The sequence below is a fragment of the Stenotrophomonas sp. YJH_SMC_20 genome (genome assembly GCF_059367845.1).
In genome coordinates this window covers 309231-327334 of the sequence record NZ_JCAFRG010000001.1, presented here as the reverse complement: position 1 = coordinate 327334, position 18104 = coordinate 309231, and the positions used below count along the sequence as shown (strand labels likewise).

Below are 18104 nucleotides of genomic sequence, written 5' to 3'. Positions count from 1 at the left end.
GCATCCGGACAGGGTGTCCGGTTTTCCATGGGGGAAGGATGCGCAGGATTGTGCTTGCTGTACTGCTGGGAGCGGTTGTGGGCGGAGCATCGGCGGCGACGCTGGACCTGGATCGCTATCTGCGGCAGGAGTCGTTTACCGACATCAAGATTTCACCGGGGGGCGAGTACATCGCCGCGACGGTTCCGCTGGAGGCCGGGACCGCATTGGCGATCTACCGCATTGCCGACATGAAGATGGTGGGCAGCTTCCGCCCGCCCCGCAACGATCACGCCCACACCTTCGACTGGGTCAGCAACGAGCGGCTTCTGGTCGGCATGGCACAGAAGTTCGGGGTGCTGGAGCGGCCGACGCCGACTGGCGAATTGTTCGGCATCAATGCCAATGGCAAGGGCGGCGAGCTGCTGGTGGGTTACCGGGTTGCCGACCAGAGCCTGGGTACCAACATCAAGGTCAAGCCGGCGGGCCTGGTGGCCGCGTACCTCAGTGATGAACTCAAGGACGACGACCGCAACGCACTGGTGACGGTAATCCCGCTGGTCGGCAGTTCGCATGCACAGGTCGAGCGCATGGACGTGATCACCGGTCGCCGCAATGCGGTGGCACGGGCTCCCATTCCCGATGCGGACTTCACGACCGATGAGCAGGGCAAAGTGCGGTTCGCGCGCGCTGTCGTTACCGACGGCACGCAGAAGCTCTATTACCGCACGGGCAGCAACAGCGACTGGCTCCTGCTCAACGATGAATCCCTGAGCAAGCGCATCGAGCTGCCGCTCGGCTTTTCGGCCGATGGTCGCCTGGCGTACCTGCAGGTCGAGCAGGCAGACGGGCCTGACGCCATTGTGAGCTGGGATCCGCACAGCAATGAGCGACGCACCGTGCTGCGCGATGGGACGGCCGACCCTGCGCGCATCATCCGGCGCCCCGGCAGCCGCGTACCGGTCGGGGCGCTGTTCCTTGGCAGTGCACCGCGAACGGCATTCTTCGATGATGCCTCGGACGAAGCCCGCCTTTACCGCAGCCTCGAAGCGGGCCTGGGCGGAGCGGTCTACATCACCTCCAGCACGCGCGATGGCAGGACGGTGCTGGTGGAAACCTGGTCAGGCAGCAACCCAGGCGATTTCTATCTCTATGACACGGTGGCCAAGAGTGCTCGGCACCTGATCAGCCGCAGCGACTGGATCGACCCTGCGCTGGCCGCGCAGGTGCGTCCGATCAGCCTGAAGGCGCGTGACGGGCGTCCGCTGCATGGTTTCCTTACCGTCCCGCATGGCCACGAGGCCGGTGCGCTGCCGATGGTAGTGGTGCCGCACGGAGGCCCGATCGGCGTTGCCGACGACGGCACCTACGACACCGAGGCACAGATGCTGGCGGCGGCAGGCTATGCGGTGTTGCAGGTGAATTTCCGCGGATCTTCCGGCTATGGCCGGGCCCACATGCAGGCTGCGCGCAAGCAATGGGGGCTGTCGATGCAGGATGACGTCACCGATGCCACGCGGTGGGCGATCGACCAGGGCGTGGCCGACAAGAACCGCATCTGCATCTACGGGGCCAGTTACGGTGCCTATGCGGCGATGATGGGGGCGGTGCGCGAACCAGGCCTCTACCAGTGCGCGGCCGGCTACGTCGGCATCTACGATCTGCCGTTGATGTACGCCCGCGGAGATATCCAGAGTGATGAGTCAGGCCTGGCCTACCTGCGCAACTGGCTGGGATCGCCCAAGGATCTGGCAGAGCGTTCCCCGGTGAATCTGGCTGCGCAGGTACGGGTACCGGTATTCCTGGCCGCAGGTGGCCAGGACCAGCGTGCGCCGATCGTGCACAGCGAACGCATGGAAGCGGCATTGAAGAAGGCGGGTTCGCCGGTGGAAACCCTGTACGTCAGGAACGAAGGGCATGGCTTCTATTCGCCTGCCAACCAACGCACGTACTACAGCAGGTTGCTGGCCTTCCTCTCGCGCAGCCTGGGGGGACAGGTGGCCGCGCAGGCCGCGCCTGCGGAAAAGAGCAGCGCGCCCTGAGCACGCCGGGAGCGGCGGATGATCGATCCGCCGCCCCGGATTTCGCCTGCACCGGGCTTACTTGACCCCGTGCATCATCTTCTTCAGCAGCGGCGCGGCAATGAAGGCGGCCAGCGCACAGCCCAAGCCGATCCACATCAGCAGCCAGAACAGGTGCGCATAGGCGCCGGCGGCGGCCACCATGTCCAGCGATTCGCCTTCCGGCACCTCGATCGCGGCCAGCTTGCCGAACAGCGCGGCCAGCGTCTCCGAGAAGGCGGTGGCGAGGAACCAGGTGCCCATCATCAGGCTCATCACCCGCGGCACGGCCAACTGGGTGACCGCCGACAGGCCGACCGGCGACAGGCACATTTCGCCACTGGCCAGCAGGAAGTAGGCCAGCACCAGCCACCACACACTGGCCATCTCGCCGGTAGCGCCGACCTGCTGTGCGGCCAGTGCCAGCGGCACGAACGACAGCGCGCCGATCACCAGACCCCAGGCCGATTTGACCGGCTTGCCCGGTTCCCAGCCGCGGCGGTCCATCCACGTCCACAGTGCGGCGAAGGCCGGTGCCAGCAGCACCAGGAACAGGCCACCCAGGTAGGTCAGCGAGCCTGCGGTCTGCGGGATCACCAGGCAGTCGCGCACCAGCAGCACCAGCATCAGCACGACGATGGCGGCGAAGAACGTGCGCGGCGCAGCCGAGCCCGGGCGCCGTTCCGACAGGCGCGCGCTGACCACGAAGCCGAGCGGTGCCAGCAGCAGCGAGAGAATCGACCACGGCAGCGGCGTGCCGCCGGTGATCACCAGCGAGGGCACGATGTCCTTGGTCAGCAGGCGGTCGGTGAAGGTCACCCACGAGCCGTAGGACTGCTCGTACATCGTGAAGAACACCAGCGCCATGAAGATCAGCACCATCAGCGCGATCATCTGCTGACGCTGCACCGGCGTGCATTTCGTGCCGGTGAACCAGGCGAACCAGACCAGCACGCCGCCCAGCACCACCAGCATCAGCATCAGCGCCAGGCTGATTTCACCGCCCAGCGCGAACGCGCCATTGCCGGCGGCCCACATCAGCCAGGCGACCGGCAGCACACCGAGCACCGCGCACAGGTAGATCAGCCATTCGCGCGGCAGGCCCAGCACCTTCTGTTTCAGCGCTGCCGGCTGCGGCGGTTCGGCGTGGCCCTGCAGGTATTTCTGGCCCCACAGGAACATTGCCAGGCCGGCCAGCATGCCGACGCCGGCCGCACCGAATCCATACTTCCAGCCGTAGGCCTCACCAAGGAAGCCGCACACCAGCGATGAGAACAGCGCACCGAGGTTGATGCCGGCGTAGAACAGCGAGAAGCCCGAATCGCGGCGCGGATCGTCCTTGGCGTACAGCTTGCCGACGATGGTGGAGATGTTCGGCTTGAGGAAGCCGACGCCCATGATGATCAGCGCCAGCGACAGGTAGGTCACCGCCAGTGCCGAGGTGTCGCGCACCACTTCGCCGTTCACCCGGTAGGCTGCATGGCCCTCGAAGGCCATGCCGAGGTGGCCGAGCACCAGCAGGATGCCGCCGAACAGCACCGCCCGGCGCATGCCCAGCCAGCGGTCGGCCAGCATGCCGCCGAACACCGGGATGCAGTACACCAGGCCGCCGTAGGCGCCGAGCAGGTCCAGGCCGGCCTTGTCGCCGAACAGGTGGTATTTGGTCAGGTACAGCAGCAGCAGCGCCTTCATGCCGTAGAAGGAGAAGCGCTCCCACATTTCAGTGAAGAAGCAGACGTAGACGCCCTTGGGGTGGCCCAGGAAATCGTCGGAAGCGATAGCGGTGGAATTCATCGCGGAATTATAGGCCTGTGGCCCGATCCGCTTTCAGTGGATCCACGCCATGCGTGGATTGCCGGACTGGTCTGGGCGATCACAGGTATCGCAACCACGGCAGATCGCGCCTTCGCGCTTTGAACCGCGCGAAGGCCCGCGTCGGCGGGTACAGCACCACCGCCAGCGCACAGGCCACCAGCAGCAGGCCGGTCACCGAATCCAGTGCGTACAGGTCACCGTGCGTCGGTCCCCAGATCGCCAGCGCGGCCAAGTACAGCCCCTTCAGCACATACAGGTGCAGCAGGTAGAAGAACATCGGCGCGGCGCCGATATCGGCCAGCGGGCGCAGCGCAAGCGCCAGGGGCGGCCATTCGTACAGGCGCAGCAACAGCAGGCCCACGCCCAGGGTCAGCAGCAGGAACTGCAATGACGGCGGGTACTTGGTGATGTTGAGGATGCTCAGCCAGGTGCGCAGCGTGGTGGTCTGGTACTGCCACGGTGCATCCCCGTACTGGTTGGCGAACCGCAGCAGTGCGAACAGGGCCAGCGCGCCGATGCCTGCCCACAGCAGCCAGCGCTGGCGCTGCTCTGGCGCGCGCTCGCGACCGAACCACGGCCCCATCAGGTAGCCCAGTGCGATCACCCCGATCCACGGCAGCAGCGGATAGGACGTGCGCAGGCGCAGCGCACCGGCCTCGATCCAGTCGCGCTGGTGCAGCACTTTCCACAGCACCGCCAGCAGGCCATTGCCTTGCACCCGTAAGCCGTCGAACAGGTTGTGCCCGGCCACCACCGCGATTGCCAGCACCAGCAGTGCCGGGCGTGGCAGCCAAAGCAGCCCGGCCAGCGCGATCATGCTCAGCCCGATGGCCCAGATCACCTGCAGGTACAGCGTGTCCGGCGGCAGCTGGAAGGTCCAGGCGAAGTTCACCAGGGTCAGTTCCAGCACGACCAGGAACAGCCCGCGCTTGAGCAGGAAGGCTGCGGTGGCCCGGCGCGGATCCGCCTGGCGCTGGCCGTACAGCCAGGCCGACAGGCCGGTCAACAGGACGAACACGGGCGCACACAGGTGCGCCAGCAGACGGCAGGTGAACAGCGCAGGGGAGACCGTCGCCGCGTCCATCGGGTCGCTTACCTGGTGCTGCAGGAAGAAGGTCTCGCGCACGTGGTCGAGCAACATCAACAGCATCACGGTGCCGCGCAGCTGGTCGATGGAGGCAAGGCGGAGGGAGGGGGAAGAGGCCACGTGGGATGTTCGACCGGCGTGACAGGATATAACATAACGTTCTGCTGCGTAGCCCGTCAGGGTTGGCAGACAGCTGCGCTCCAACCCGTCCGCTTGTCGTACCTGATGGGGATCACCCGAGTCGATCCGTCAGGCGCAGCTTTCAGGCAGAACTTCGCCGTGTAGCCCCTGATTGGGCCATTGGTGGGAGCGTTGAGGTAGACCTCGTACAAGGTTGCAGGAATCAATGGCTGTGGAGAGTGCGCAGCGTGGCCGAGGCTGGCAGATCGCCGTAGACGATGCACTGGCCCGGTGCCAAAGGCTCTACGGGAGTCAGGTCGTACATGAACGACCATGCCTTCACCGTGTCGTGGTGATACACGATCACCGCTTGCAGGATACGGGGCGATCGGACCCATTCCAGTGCCCGCGGCGGCAGGCCGAAACAAGGTATTCCTTCCCGATCCTCGATCACCGCGGTGCCGAACCCGCTGTAGGCGTTGACGTTGCCTATACCCAGCAGCAGGCACAGCATCGCGCCCGCTGCAACGAGGAGGGCACGCATCATCGTGATCAATGGTGCGTCTGCCATGCGGTCTCCTTGCCGACGTTGTGTTGGTGGCAGTGCACGGTGTTGGATTCCGGGAATCGACTCAAGCAGGTGCTGAATCGCAAACCCCCTCGCCTGGCGCGCATCGCCCGATGGGCCGGGGGCGTCGGGGGATTGGGGTCAAGGGCCCCCCGCTCCGACGCACCGGTGCCCTGTGCACAACTTGGTCAAACACGACACATCTGAAGGGGCCAGGGGCCTGCTAGGGCGCAGCGCTGGGCGAGGGCTTGCCAGCCGGTACCAACCGCACTGGACTTGCCGCCCCCTGAACGCTAGCGTGGCAGGGATTTTTTGCCAGCAGGGGCTTCCATGAACCACGACGCTGCGCCCAAGCAGCTCACCTTCCGCGCAGTGGCCCTGGCCATCGTGCTGGCGGTGGTGCTGTCGGCCGCAAACGCCTACCTCGGCCTGTTCGCAGGCCTGACCATCGCCACCGCCATTCCCGCCGCGGTGATTTCCATGGGCGTGCTGCGCCTGCTGGGCGGTGGCTCCATCCTTGAAAACAACATCGTGCAGACCGGCGCTTCGGCCGGTTCGTCGATCGCCGCCGGCGTGATCTTCACCATCCCCGCGCTGGTGATCATGGGCTACTGGCCGGACTTCAAGTACTGGTGGGTGCTGGGCATCGCCGGCCTCGGCGGCCTGCTGGGCGTGCTGTTCTCGGTGCCGCTGCGCCGTTCGATGATCGTCGAAGATCCGCTGCCGTTCCCGGAAGGCAAGGCGGCGGCCGAAGTGCTCAAGGCCGGCGAGAACCCGGGCCCGGGCCTGAAGATCCTCGGCCTGTCGGCGGTGATCGGCGCCTTCGTCAAGCTGGCCGCGGAAAGCGGCATGCGCCTGATTCCTGATGCCTGGGCCACCTCGGCCTATGTCGGCAGCTCCAAGGTCACCGCCTTCATCGGTACCAACCTGTCACCGGCGTTGCTGGGCGTGGGCTACATCGTCGGCCTCAACGTCGGCATCGTGGTGGTGTCCGGTTCGATCCTGACCTGGCACATCGCCATCCCGATCTACCAGGCGTTCTTCATGAACACCGATCCGGCGCTGGCCGCGTCGGTTGCCGCGGCTTCGTCCACCGAGGCGGCGTTCGCCATCTGGGGCGCGAAGATGCGCTACCTGGGTGTCGGCGCGATGCTGATCGGTGGCATCTGGACCCTGATCTCGCTGCGCAAGTCGCTGCTCAACGGCGTCAAGAGCGGCTTTGCCGCCGCCCGCAAGAGCGGTGGCCCGGTGCTGGCGCATACCGAGCGCGACCTGCCGATGAAGTGGATGCTGGTTGCCCTGGTGGCGTTCGTGCTGCCGCTGCTGGCCCTGTACCAGGCCATCGTCGGCCAGTGGCACGTGTCGATCCCGATGACCCTCATCATGATCGTCGCCGGCTTCCTGTTCGTCTCGGTCTCCGCCTACCTGGCCGGCCTGATCGGTTCGTCCAACAACCCGGTCTCGGGCATCACCATCTCCACCATCCTGTTCGCCTCGGCCGTGCTGGTCGTGCTGCTGGGCGCTGACGGCCTCAAGCCGGTCGGTGCCGGCGGGGCGCCGCTGGGCGCGGTGGCCGCGATCATGATCGGTGCGGTGGTGTGCTGTGCCGCTGCGGTCGGTGGTGACAACCTGCAGGACCTCAAGGCCGGTTACATCGTCGGTGCCACCCCGTGGAAGCAGCAGCTGATGCTGGGCATCGGTGCGTTCTCGTGCGCGCTGATCATGGCCCCGGTACTGAACCTGCTGGCCACTGCCTACGGCATCGGCGTGAAGTCCGAGCTGCACCCGAACGCGCTGGCTGCGCCGCAGGCCAACCTGATGGCCTCGGTGGCCAAGGGCCTGTTCGGTGGTGAACTGCCGTGGACCTTCATCGGCATCGGTGCTGTGGTCGGCGCTGCCATCATCGCCTTCGACAGCTGGCTGAAGTCCCGCAACGCGCGCTTCCGCGTGCCGGTGCTGGCCGCCGCCATCGGCATCTACCTGCCGCTGGAACTGATGGTGCCGATCTTCCTCGGCGGCCTGATCGCCCATCTGGTCGAGCGCTTCCACAGGGTGCGCGCCGATGACGAAGAAGGCCGCGACCGCGTGCACAAGCCGGGCGTGCTGTTTGCCGCCGGCCTGATCACCGGTGAGGCACTGATGGGCATCGCCATCGCGATTCCGATCGTGGTCAGCAGCCGCGCCGATGTGCTGGCAGTGCCGTTCCACCTGCCGGGCGCACAGTGGATCGGCCTGGCCGTGCTGTTCCTGGTCGGCTGGCTGATCTACCGCACCGGCAAGTACGCCAAGGCGTAAGGGACGGGTAGTGCCGACCGCTGGCCGGCAATCCCGGAATCCCGTGATACCCCTGGTTGCCGGCCAGCGGCCGGCAGTACCGCAAACCCCGCTTCGGCGGGGTTTGCTGTTTATGGCGATTGCCCGCCTGCAGCCATGACCGATGGCCTTGGCAGCCCCGGCCATGCGGGCCTACCATCGGTTTTTTGCCGTCCTGCGGAGACCCCGATGAAACTGCGTCATGCCCTGCTGCCACTGAGCCTGCTGGCCGCCCTGCCCAGTGTTGCCGCTGCCCGTGGCCTGGAAGTCCGCGACATGGTGGCGATGGACCGCGTTTCCGCGCCGGTGCTGACCGCAGACGGTGGCACCGTGGTGTTCGCCAAGCGCAGCGTGGACGCCAACCTGAAGGCCTCCACCGCGCTGTTCGCGCGCAACCTGCGCACCCGCGACGCAGCGCCGCCGAAGCAGATCACCCCGGCCGGCTGGAACGTCAATTCCGCCTCGCTGTCGGCCGATGGCCAGACGGTGTATTTCCTGAGCGCCAAAAACGGCAGCCAGCAGCTGTACGCGCAGCCTATCAACGGCGGTACTCCGCGCCAGCTGACCGACTTCCCGGTCGACGTGGACAGCTACCACGTGTCGCCGCAGGACGACCGCGTGTTGTTCAGCGCCGGCGTGTTCCAGGCCTGCGCCTCGGACCTGGCCTGCACCGAGAAGAAGCTGAAGGAAAAGAAGGACGCCAAGGCCAGCGGCCAGGTATGGGATTCGCTGTTCGTGCGCCACTGGGACACCTGGAACGACGGCCGCCGCAACACCCTGTTCGTCGCTCCGCTGCCTGCGGCCAAGGCCGGTGCAGTCAAGGGCGCCTCGGCACTGAGCGCGACCATCGATGGTGATGCGCCGTCCAAGCCGTTCGGCGGCAATGATGACTTCGCGTGGTCGCCGGATGGCGCCAGCGTAGTGGCCAGCATCCGTGTGGCCGGCAAGCAGGAACCGTGGTCGACCAACTTCGATCTGTACCGCTTCGACGCCGCGGGCAAGCAGGCGCCGGTCAACCTGACCGCCTCCAACCCGGCCTGGGATGCCGGCCCGGTGTTCAGCGCCGACGGCAAGACGCTGTTCTATCGTGCGATGAAGCGCCCGGGCTTCGAGGCCGACCGCTTCGGCCTGATGGCGATGGACCTGGCCAGCGGCAAGACCCGCGAGATCGCGCCGCAGTGGGACCGTTCGGCGGGCGGCATCACCCTGTCCGCCGACGGCGCCAGCATCTACACCACCGCCGACGACCTCGGCGAGCATCCGCTGTTCCAGATCGACGTGGCCAGCGGCAAGGCCACCAAGCTGGTTGGCGACGGCAGCGTGACCTCGGTCGATGTGGCCGGCAACAGCGTGGCGATCACCCGCAACAGCCTGAAGAGCAACGACCAGGTGCTGGTCGGACTGCTGCCGGCCGCAGGCCAGCCGATCGGCGAACTGCGCGCGCTGACCCCGGCTGCTGGCGACGTACTCAAGGACGTGTCCTTCGGCGACTACGAACAGTTCGAGTTCAAGGGCTGGAACAACGACACCGTGCATGGCTACGTGGTCAAGCCGCACAACTATCAGGAAGGCAAGTCCTACCCGGTGGCGTTCCTGATCCATGGCGGCCCGCAGGGCAGCTTCGGCAATGGCTGGAGCTACCGCTGGAATCCGCAGACCTATGCGGGCCAGGGCTACGCGGTGGTGATGATCGACTTCCACGGCTCCACCGGCTACGGCCAGGCGTTCACCGATGCGATCAGCCAGCACTGGGGCGACCGCCCGCTGGAAGACCTGCAGAAGGGCTGGGATGCGGCGCTGAAGAAGTATTTCTTCCTCAACGGTGACAAGGCCTGTGCGCTGGGCGCCAGCTACGGCGGCTTCATGGTCAACTGGATCGCCGGCAACTGGAACAGCCCGTTCAAGTGCCTGGTCAACCACGACGGCGTGTTCGACCAGCGCATGATGGGCTACGCCACCGAAGAACTGTGGTTCACCGAGTGGGAGCAGGGCGGCACGCCGTACCAGAAGGCCGCGAACTACGAGAAGTTCAACCCGGTCAACCACGTGGCGGACTGGAAGAAGCCGATCCTGGTCATCCACGGCCAGCAGGACTTCCGCATCCCGGTCGAGCAGGGCCTGGCCGCGTTCACCGCCGCCCAGCGCCAGGGCATCGAATCGAAGTTCCTGTACTTCCCGGATGAAAACCACTGGGTGCTCAAGCCGAACAACAGCATCCTGTGGCATGACACCGTCAATGCCTGGCTGAAGCAGCACATCGGCAACTGATGGTTGCGGCGCCGCTCTCCGGGGCGGCGCTTCTGTTTCACCATCTGCTTTACCGGTGGGTGCCGACCGTTGGTCGGCACACCCTATCTGCCGCCAACAGCAGCCGGCCAGCGGCCGGCTCTACCAGAGCGCCTGCATGCCTTCGACTGCCCTGATCCAGAACGACATCGTCGTCTTCGGTTTGATCGCCGCCACGCTCGGCGCCGTTTTCTGGACCGCCTCGCGCGAGCAGGGCCTGTGGAAACGCTTCTACACCTTCGTGCCGGCGCTGCTGCTGTGCTACCTGATTCCCGGCATCTACAACACCGTCGGCCTGATCGACGGGCAGAACACCCGGCTCTACAACCCGATCGCACGCGACATCCTGCTGCCGGCGGCGCTGATCCTGCTGACCCTGGCGGTGGACATCAAGGGCATCCTGCGGCTGGGCCCGAAGCTGGTGCTAATGTACCTGGGGGCATCGGCCAGCATCATGCTCGGGGCGGTCGTGGCCTTCCTGCTGATGCGCGCCGTGCATCCGGAAACCGTGGCCGGTGACACCTGGGCCGGCATGGCTGCGTTGGCCGGCAGCTGGATCGGTGGTGGCGCCAACATGCTGGCGATGCGCGAAGTGTTCGACGTCAACGCGACCACCTTCGGCCAGTTCGCCGTGGTCGACGTGGGTGTCGGCTATGTGTGGATGGCGGCGCTGATCTTCCTCGCCGGTCGTGCGGCGAAGATCGATGCACGCAGTAGCGCCGATACCTCGGCCATCGATGAACTGAAGGAGCGCATCGCGCGCTTCCAGGCCGAGCATGAGCGCATTCCCAGCCTCACCGATCTGATGCTGATCGTGGCCGTGGCCTTCGGTGGCGTCGGACTGGCACACGCGATCGGTGCGCCCTTGGCGGCGTGGTTCAAGGCAAATGTCAGCTGGGCCGCGCAGTTCAGCCTGGACGCACCGTTCGTGTGGGTGGTGGTGCTGTCGACCACCCTGGGCCTGAGCCTGAGTTTCACCCGCGCACGCAACCTGGAAGGCGCGGGTGCCTCGCGTCTGGGTTCGTTGCTGCTGTACTTCCTGATCGCCTGCATCGGCATGCAGATGGATCTGCTGGCGTTGCTGGACCGCCCGTGGCTGTTCCTGCTCGGCCTGATCTGGATCGCCGTGCACATCGTGCTGCTGTGGTGCCTGGGCAAGCTGCTGAAGGTGCCGTTCTTCTATTTCGCCATCGGTTCGCAGTCGAACATCGGTGGCCCGGCCTCGGCGCCGGTGGTGGCCGCCGCGTTCCATCCGGCGCTGGCGCCGGTGGGCGTGCTGCTGGGCACGATGGGCTATGCCACCGGCACCTACCTGGCCTACATCGTCGGTATTACCCTGCGCGCGCTGGCCGGGCAGGGCTGATGGGGTGGTGCCGGCCGCTGGCCGGCAACCTCATGAACCCGTGAAGCATCACCTGGTTGCCGGCCAGCGGCCGGCACTACCGAGCGTTACGCCACCGGCAACCCGCGTTCGATCAACCACGCCTTCGCGTCTTCGGCGTCCTGTTCGAACCATGCCTGTGTAGACCCCAGCCGATACGTGTACCCCCAGGCGTCCATGTCGGCCATCAACCGCGCGCTGCCAACACCCGGCAGCTGCCCGGCCAGCACGATCTGCAGGTAGCAGGTGGCATCTTCCTCGGCCACCGAGTCGGTGGCGTCGGTATGCACCTGCGCACGCCGCTCCGGCGGCAGCACGATCAGGTGGCAGGCTTCGTGCAGCATCGAATGCACGGGCGTGTCGTCGCGCACGTACACGTTGCTGGCGATGATGCCGGCCTCTGGCTCGCCCCAGTAACTGCCGGGAATCGGTTCGCCGGGCGCCACGTGGTGCAGCCGCAGGCCATGCGCGGCGAGCAGGCGCTGCGCGTCGGCGAAGGCGATGTCGCCCACGCAGGTGATGCCCACGGTGGTTGTCGTATCGGTCATGCAGGTCACGCAGCCCCGCCCATGCAGGCACGGGCGGGGCGGGGGATCAGGGTTTGTCCGGGCCTTCAGGCAGCGCCACGGAGATGTCCAGCACGTCGTGCTGGCCATCCTTCACCAGGTCGACCTTCACCGCATCGACGTCGATGTTCACGTACTTCTTGATCACTTCCAGCAACTCGCGCTGCAGCAGGGGCAGGTAGTCCGGGCCACCGCGGTGGCTGCGTTCCTGCGCGATGATGATCTGCAGGCGGTTCTTTGCGGTTTCGGCGGTGGTCTTCTTCGCTTTGAGGAAATCGAACAGGCCCATGCTTACCCTCCGAACAGCTTGCTGAAGAAGCCCTTCTTCTCCACGGTGGTGAAGCGCATCGGCCGCTCCTCGCCAAGGATGCGCGCAACGGCGTCCTCATAGGCCTGGCCGGCTGCGGATTCGACATCCAGGATGACCGGCTCGCCCTTGTTGGAGGCATTGAGCACGTCACCCGACTCGGGGATCACGCCGATCGCCTTCAGCCCCAGCACTTCCTCGACGTCGGCAATGCTGAGCATCTCGCCGGTTTCCACGCGCAGCGGGGTATAGCGGGTCAGCAGCAGGAACGCGGGCACGTTCTGCCCGGATTCGGCCTTGTGGGTCTTCGAATCCAGCAGCCCGATGATGCGGTCGGAGTCGCGCACGGAGGACACTTCCGGGTTCACCACCACCACGGCGCGGTCGGCGAAGTACATCGCCAGGAAGGCACCCTTTTCGATACCCGCCGGCGAGTCGCAGATGATGTAGTCGAAGCCGTCGGCGGCCAGGTCCTTCAGAACCTTGCCCACGCCTTCCTGGGTCAGTGCGTCCTTGTCGCGGGTCTGCGAGGCGGCCAGCACGTACAGGTTGTCGAAGCGCTTGTCCTTGATCAGGGCCTGTTTGAGGGTGGCTTCGCCGTGCACGACGTTGACGAAGTCGTACACCACGCGGCGTTCGCAGCCCATGATCAGGTCGAGGTTGCGCAGGCCGACGTCGAAGTCGATCACCGCCACCTTCTTGCCGCGCCTCGCCAGGCCACAGGCCAGGCTCGCGCTGGAAGTGGTCTTGCCCACGCCGCCCTTGCCGGAGGTGACTACGATGATTTCAGCCAAAGGACTTCTCCTGGTTCTGCATTAGTTTGGAGCTGCGTCAGTCCAGCGCAGCGATCTTGACCTGGTCCTGTTCCAGCCATACCTGCACGGCCTTGCCGCGCAGGTTGTCCGGGACATCGTCCAGTACCTTGTAGTGGCCTGCAATGGCCACCAGTTCCGCATGGAAATCACGGCAGAAGATGCGTGCCGCGGTGTTGCCCTGCGCCCCTGCCAGCGCGCGGCCGCGCAGGGTGCCGTAGATATGGATGCTGCCGTCGGCGATGACTTCGGCGCCGGCGCCGACGGTAGCCATCACGGTGAGGTCGCAGTTTTCAGCGTACAGCTGCTGGCCCGAGCGTACGTTGCCCAGCTGCATGCGGCCCGGCTGCGGTGCCGCAGCGCCGGCAACCCTGGCTGTCGGCGCGGCCGGCGCCGGCTTCGGTTCGGCGCGCGCTGCGCGCCGCGGTACCGGAGCGGGCGGGGGCGGGGGCGGCTCGGCCTCGGCTCGCTCGTACTGGGCGCGGAACTTGGCCAGCAGCGGCAGTCCGAGCTGCTGCGAGAGCAGGTCGACCGCGCTGGTGCCATAGGCCAGTGCCACCGGCAGCACGCCGGCGCTGCGCAGGCCATCGACCAGCGCTTGCGCCGTGGCCACGTCCGGTACCTGGCTCAGGCCGCCGAAGTCGAGGATCACCGCGGCGCGGCCGAACAGCTTCGGCGCCCGGGTAACGCGTTCGCGCATTTCCTGCACGAGGCGTTCGACGTCAAGCGTACGGATGCGCAGGTTGGCGATGCCCACCTGGCCGATCTTCAGTTCACCGGCCTGTTCGTAATCGAAATTCACCGCCACGCTCAGGTCCCCGTCGGCCGCTGTGCCTGCGCCGGCAGCTGCCGGGCACGTGTCCATGCCACATCCGGCAGCTTGCCGCCGTAGGTCTCCTTCACCCACGGGTAGCTGCACAGTTCCTTGGCCAGCATGCTGGCGCGCACATCGACCTGCGGCATGGTGTTCTGGCCCAGCTCGCGGAAGCCGAAGCTGCCGTGGAAGAGCAGGGCGGCATCGGCGCCATGGTCGAGGAAGACCTCGCAGGTCATCTGCGGGTAGCGCAGCTCGGCGAAGCTCTGCGCATCGGCATAGAACGCACGGCCGACGCCACCACCACGGCGGCGGCTGGCAACCACGATGCGGTCGATATAGAAGAACGGGGCGTCCAGCTGCTGCTTGAACCAGGCAAAGTTGCTGCTGTCGTGCTGGCTGTCGCTGCCGAAGCCGATCAGGAAGCCGGCAAGGTTGCCGTCGCGCTCGGCGACGCGGAAATACTCAGCGGTTTCATAGAACAGGCGCAGGCGGGCCGCATCCAGGGGAAGGATGGCCAGGCCAGCGTTGTTGTTCAAAGCCAGGACGGAATCGAGCTCGTGCTCGCGCACGTCGCGGATGACAATCGACATTGTGACTCCGTGGGGTAACGCGGTTGGTCCGTCAGGGGACCCTGCGCACGATTATTGCATGCCCGGGGTGGGCTGCGGCATGAACAGGGGGGCGCGGATGCATGACTTCCGTGGGAGTGCGCGACGCAGGCCGGGCCCGTAGAGTGCTGGCATGTTGGGAGTCCTCAGCCATACCCGCGTTCTCCGTCTGGCCGGCCTGTTCACCTGGGTCATGGTCGGCCTGCCATTGGCGTATTCGCAGTTCGAGAACCTGCACAGCCGCAGCGATATGGGCGGCTGGGCGATCCTGCTGTTTGTCGCCTACCTGTCCTTCGGCGCGGCGTACTATTGGCTGACCCGCCTGCTGCGCAGCGACAGCGGCAGCCACACCAGCTGGCTGGACCGCGGCCTGCTGCTGCTGCTGACGGTCTCGGCGCTGGGCGTCAGTTTCCTCAGCGGCTCGGGCCTTGGCAGCATCCTGATGATGGTGGCTGCCGGCGTCATTCCGTGGATGCTTTCGGTACGCCTGTGCGTGCTGTGGCTGCTGGTCAGCCAGCTGGCGGTGGCGCCGGTCTATTACCTGCTGCTGCGCTTCCCGCTGTTCGAAGCGGTGATGCAGTCGTTGCTGTATGGCGGCTTTTCCATGTTCATCTTCGTGACCAGCCTTGTTGCGAGACAGCAGACCGAGGCCCGCGACGAACAGCGCAGGCTCAATTCAGAGCTGCGCGCCACCCGTGCCCTCCTGGCCGAGAGCGCCCGCGTCAACGAGCGCACCCGTATTTCGCGGGAGCTGCATGACCTTCTGGGGCATCAGCTGACCGCGCTGACCCTGAACCTGGAAGTGGCAGGCCACCTGGCCGAAGGCCAGGCGCTGGACCACGTGAAGCGCTCGCATGCCCTGGCCAAGCTGCTGCTGGGCAACGTGCGCGAGGTGGTCAGCCAGCTGCGCGAGACCGGTGCCATCGATCTGGCCGCGGCGCTGCGCCCGCTGACCGAGAACGTTCCCTCGCTGGACATCCAGCTGGACATCGAGGATCCACTGAACGTGGAGGACCCGCAGCGGGCCCACGTGCTGCTGCGGTGTACCCAGGAGATCATCACCAACGCGGTGCGCCATGCCGGTGCCCGCCACCTGTGGATCAAGGTGTACCGTGAAGCCCCCGACCAGGTGGTGGTGGAGGCCCGCGACGACGGCGTCGGCGCGGATACGGTCAATGTGGGCAATGGCTTGCGCGGCATGCGCGAGCGACTGCAACAATGTGGTGGCCAGCTGCAGGTCGAGACCCGGCCCGGTGAAGGCTTCCGGCTGCGGGCGACGGTACCGGCAACGGTGCTGGTGGCCGCCCTTACCAAGGTTCCTGAAGGAGTGCGTTGATGATTCGCGTCTGCCTGGTCGACGACCAAACCCTGGTGCGGCAGGGAATCCGCTCCCTGCTGGCGCTCGACGACGGCATCGAGGTGGTGGCCGAGGCCGGCGACGGCCGCCAGGCGGTGGAGCTGATACCGCAGGTGCGACCGGACGTGGTGCTGATGGACATGCGCATGCCGGTGATGTCCGGGCTGGAGGCGCTGCAGGTCCTGTCGCGTCAGGACCTGCTGCCGCCGACCATCATCCTCACCACTTTCGACGATGACCAGCTGGTGCTGGCCGGGCTTAAGGCCGGCTCCAAGGGTTACCTGCTCAAGGACGTGACCCTGGCACAGCTGGTCGGTGCCATCCGCACCGTGGCCGACGGCGGTTCGCTGGTGCAGCCGGCCGTGACCCAGCGGCTGCTGTCCGGCCTGGAGCACATGCGCAACGAGTTTGTCAGCCTGGACCGTCCGGACCCGTTGACCGACCGCGAGACCGAGATCCTGCGCCTCATGGCCAGCGGCTTCTCCAACAAGGAGATTGCCAATTCGCTGGGGGTGGCCGAAGGCACCATCAAGAACCACGTGTCCAACATCCTTTCCAAGCTGGGCGTGCGCGACCGTACCCGCGCCGTATTGAAGGCGTTCGAGCTGCAGCTGGTGTGAGGAAATTCTTTTCAGGACAATGACTTGAGGTCCATTCATGGCCCTCCGGCGGGGTTGCCCCCTACTTCAGGGGCGTCGGTATGCGGTACCCTTCGATTTCTTTGTCCATACAAATACGCAGCCGGCACGGAAACCGGTGCGCCAATCCCGATAAACAATGCCCGCGAAGCCTGCTAGGATTGGCGCTTCGCTTCAATCAACCCGGCCGTGGGATCGGCCCCGGAGACTCTCTGAATGACCCGTATTATCGAGTTCCTGATCGCCTTGGGGATCGTGGCTGGCCTGTTCGTCATCATTGGCGTATGTCTGCCGGGCGAGCGTCACATCACCGAAAGCATCGAGACCAACCGCAAGATGACGATCGTGTACGACACGGTCAGCAGCCTGCGCCGCTTCAAGGACTGGAACCCGCTGGTACTGCGCGATCCCGCCGTTGAACTGAAGCTGTCCGGCCCGGCCTCCGGCGTCGGTGCCACCCTCGACTTCACCTCCAAGGACCTGGGCACCGGTTCCTGGAAGATCACCGAAGCCGAAGAGAACAAGCGTGTTGCGATCGCCATCGATGACGCCACCAAGGGTCACGACAAGATCACCACCTTCACCCTGGAGCCGACCGGCAAGGGTGGCCGTAACGTCAAGATCACCCAGGACTACTCGGTGAAGTACGGCTTCGACCTGTTCGGCCGTTATGCCGGCCTGTATGTCAGCCGCCAGATCGGCGACGACATCAAGATGGGCCTGTCGCGCATGGCCAACATGCTGGCCACCGTCCCGAACGTCGACTACCGCACGCCGGAAGCCCCGCTGACCGATCTGGGCATCGTCGATGTGCCGGCTGAGGACCTGCTGGTCGTCAACGCCGGTAACGTGGACCGCGGTCAGGACACGATCACCAAGTCCATCAAGGACAACCAGGAGTGGATCAAGCGCGTGATGGAGGCTAATGGCCTTGAAGCCGCCGGTCCGTTCCGCATCATCACCACCGACTTCGGCCAGGAGAAGTACGCCTTCGACATCGCCCAGCCGGTGAAGAAGAAGGGTGCTGAAGGTGCCACCGCTGAAGAGCTGACCGTCAAGATCGACGGCGGCGCGCCGGTCAAGTACGTGCATGTGGCTCCGCACCGTTCGGCGCATGCGGCCTACACCGGCCACATGGCGGGTCTTGACGTGGCCCGCAACGGCCTGCGTGCCTGGGCGGTGACCTCCGGCAACGAAGTGATCGACCGTCCGTACGAAACCTGGAAGGACGGCATCGACAAGTCGTTCACCCCGGAAGGTACCTACGACATCTACTGGGCCGTCAAGTAAGCTTCGGCTGACCCATGTAGTGCTGGACACGAAAACGCGCCGCTCATTGCGGCGCGTTTTTTTTTCATCTGGCGCCCGGCAAGGGCGCTGCGCAAGGAGC

At 65.8% G+C, this 18104-nt stretch carries 15 protein-coding genes; 7 read left to right on the top strand and 8 right to left on the bottom strand.

Annotation, left to right across the window (positions count from 1 at the left end; all coding sequences use genetic code 11):
• Positions 1-38 precede the first annotated feature (38 nt).
• Positions 39-2021: an alpha/beta hydrolase family protein gene (locus tag AC5P6A_RS01480; RefSeq protein WP_180876118.1), complete on the top strand. Its 1983-nt coding sequence runs from the start codon at positions 39-41 to the stop codon at positions 2019-2021.
• A gap of 57 nt (positions 2022-2078) precedes the next feature.
• Here the strand turns inward: AC5P6A_RS01480 and AC5P6A_RS01475 are convergent, their stop codons facing one another.
• The 3 genes from AC5P6A_RS01475 to AC5P6A_RS01465 all read right to left on the bottom strand — a co-directional run bounded on the left by AC5P6A_RS01475 (position 2079) and on the right by AC5P6A_RS01465 (position 5632).
• Complete coding sequence (locus tag AC5P6A_RS01475; RefSeq protein WP_019659324.1) at positions 2079-3833, bottom strand: peptide MFS transporter; 1755 nt, start codon at positions 3831-3833, stop codon at positions 2079-2081.
• Between the two features lie 79 nt (positions 3834-3912).
• On the bottom strand, positions 3913-5061 hold the full coding sequence (locus AC5P6A_RS01470) for an acetyltransferase domain-containing protein (RefSeq protein ID WP_021203103.1): 1149 nt from the start codon (positions 5059-5061) through the stop codon (positions 3913-3915).
• A 223-nt stretch (positions 5062-5284) separates the two neighbouring features.
• Positions 5285-5632: a hypothetical protein gene (locus AC5P6A_RS01465; protein WP_180876116.1), complete on the bottom strand. Its 348-nt coding sequence runs from the start codon at positions 5630-5632 to the stop codon at positions 5285-5287.
• A gap of 327 nt (positions 5633-5959) precedes the next feature.
• On the opposite strand from AC5P6A_RS01465, the gene AC5P6A_RS01460 reads away from it, so the two are divergent.
• The 3 genes from AC5P6A_RS01460 to AC5P6A_RS01450 all read left to right on the top strand — a co-directional run bounded on the left by AC5P6A_RS01460 (position 5960) and on the right by AC5P6A_RS01450 (position 11591).
• Positions 5960-7924, top strand: a complete 1965-nt coding sequence (locus tag AC5P6A_RS01460) for an OPT family oligopeptide transporter (RefSeq protein ID WP_021203105.1) — start codon at positions 5960-5962, stop codon at positions 7922-7924.
• A 207-nt stretch (positions 7925-8131) separates the two neighbouring features.
• Complete coding sequence (locus tag AC5P6A_RS01455) at positions 8132-10210, top strand: prolyl oligopeptidase family serine peptidase (RefSeq protein ID WP_346714664.1); 2079 nt, start codon at positions 8132-8134, stop codon at positions 10208-10210.
• Between the two features lie 136 nt (positions 10211-10346).
• On the top strand, positions 10347-11591 hold the full coding sequence (locus tag AC5P6A_RS01450) for a DUF819 family protein (RefSeq protein ID WP_346714665.1): 1245 nt from the start codon (positions 10347-10349) through the stop codon (positions 11589-11591).
• An 86-nt stretch (positions 11592-11677) separates the two neighbouring features.
• Here AC5P6A_RS01450 and AC5P6A_RS01445 read toward each other — a convergent pair whose 3' ends face one another.
• The 5 genes from AC5P6A_RS01445 to AC5P6A_RS01425 are packed head-to-tail and all read right to left on the bottom strand — an operon-like array spanning position 11678 to position 14701.
• On the bottom strand, positions 11678-12157 hold the full coding sequence (locus AC5P6A_RS01445) for a hypothetical protein (protein ID WP_019659319.1): 480 nt from the start codon (positions 12155-12157) through the stop codon (positions 11678-11680).
• A 46-nt stretch (positions 12158-12203) separates the two neighbouring features.
• Complete coding sequence (gene minE, locus AC5P6A_RS01440) at positions 12204-12464, bottom strand: cell division topological specificity factor MinE (RefSeq protein ID WP_005408532.1); 261 nt, start codon at positions 12462-12464, stop codon at positions 12204-12206.
• A gap of 2 nt (positions 12465-12466) precedes the next feature.
• Positions 12467-13276 (bottom strand): septum site-determining protein MinD, encoded by an 810-nt coding sequence (minD, locus tag AC5P6A_RS01435; protein WP_019659318.1) that lies wholly within the window; start codon positions 13274-13276, stop codon positions 12467-12469.
• A gap of 37 nt (positions 13277-13313) precedes the next feature.
• Entirely contained in the window at positions 13314-14159 is an 846-nt protein-coding gene (gene minC, locus AC5P6A_RS01430) for a septum site-determining protein MinC (RefSeq protein WP_346714666.1), read from the bottom strand.
• Positions 14105-14701, bottom strand: coding sequence for a GNAT family N-acetyltransferase (locus AC5P6A_RS01425; protein ID WP_019659316.1), 597 nt, complete (start codon positions 14699-14701; stop codon positions 14105-14107). The genes minC and AC5P6A_RS01425 overlap by 55 nt, the downstream gene beginning before the upstream one ends.
• Positions 14702-14852: 151 nt before the next feature.
• Between AC5P6A_RS01425 and AC5P6A_RS01420 the strand changes: the two genes are divergently transcribed.
• The 3 genes from AC5P6A_RS01420 (at position 14853) to AC5P6A_RS01410 (ending at position 18004) form a co-directional block, all read left to right on the top strand.
• Positions 14853-16055 carry a sensor histidine kinase gene (locus AC5P6A_RS01420; protein WP_019659315.1) on the top strand — a complete coding sequence of 401 codons (1203 nt, stop codon included), beginning with the start codon at positions 14853-14855 and terminating at the stop codon, positions 16053-16055.
• Entirely contained in the window at positions 16055-16696 is a 642-nt protein-coding gene (locus AC5P6A_RS01415; RefSeq protein WP_495222199.1) for a response regulator, read from the top strand. The genes AC5P6A_RS01420 and AC5P6A_RS01415 overlap by 1 nt, the downstream gene beginning before the upstream one ends.
• 234 nt (positions 16697-16930) lie before the next feature.
• A complete protein-coding gene (locus AC5P6A_RS01410) occupies positions 16931-18004 on the top strand; it encodes a polyketide cyclase (RefSeq protein ID WP_021203110.1) in 1074 nt (357 codons plus the stop codon).
• Positions 18005-18104: the final 100 nt, after the last annotated feature.

Coding starts and splice junctions, on each gene's coding strand:
- AC5P6A_RS01420 (WP_019659315.1), top strand. CDS start 14,853: ATGTTGGGAGTCCTCAGCCATACCCGCGTTCTCCGTCTGGCCGGCCTG.
- AC5P6A_RS01465 (WP_180876116.1), bottom strand. CDS start 5,632: ATGGCAGACGCACCATTGATCACGATGATGCGTGCCCTCCTCGTTGCA.
- AC5P6A_RS01415 (WP_495222199.1), top strand. CDS start 16,055: ATGATTCGCGTCTGCCTGGTCGACGACCAAACCCTGGTGCGGCAGGGA.
- AC5P6A_RS01410 (WP_021203110.1), top strand. CDS start 16,931: ATGACCCGTATTATCGAGTTCCTGATCGCCTTGGGGATCGTGGCTGGC.
- AC5P6A_RS01475 (WP_019659324.1), bottom strand. CDS start 3,833: ATGAATTCCACCGCTATCGCTTCCGACGATTTCCTGGGCCACCCCAAG.
- minE (WP_005408532.1), bottom strand. CDS start 12,464: ATGGGCCTGTTCGATTTCCTCAAAGCGAAGAAGACCACCGCCGAAACC.
- AC5P6A_RS01480 (WP_180876118.1), top strand. CDS start 39: ATGCGCAGGATTGTGCTTGCTGTACTGCTGGGAGCGGTTGTGGGCGGA.
- AC5P6A_RS01450 (WP_346714665.1), top strand. CDS start 10,347: ATGCCTTCGACTGCCCTGATCCAGAACGACATCGTCGTCTTCGGTTTG.
- AC5P6A_RS01455 (WP_346714664.1), top strand. CDS start 8,132: ATGAAACTGCGTCATGCCCTGCTGCCACTGAGCCTGCTGGCCGCCCTG.
- AC5P6A_RS01445 (WP_019659319.1), bottom strand. CDS start 12,157: ATGACCGATACGACAACCACCGTGGGCATCACCTGCGTGGGCGACATC.
- minC (WP_346714666.1), bottom strand. CDS start 14,159: ATGGACACGTGCCCGGCAGCTGCCGGCGCAGGCACAGCGGCCGACGGG.
- AC5P6A_RS01460 (WP_021203105.1), top strand. CDS start 5,960: ATGAACCACGACGCTGCGCCCAAGCAGCTCACCTTCCGCGCAGTGGCC.
- AC5P6A_RS01425 (WP_019659316.1), bottom strand. CDS start 14,701: ATGTCGATTGTCATCCGCGACGTGCGCGAGCACGAGCTCGATTCCGTC.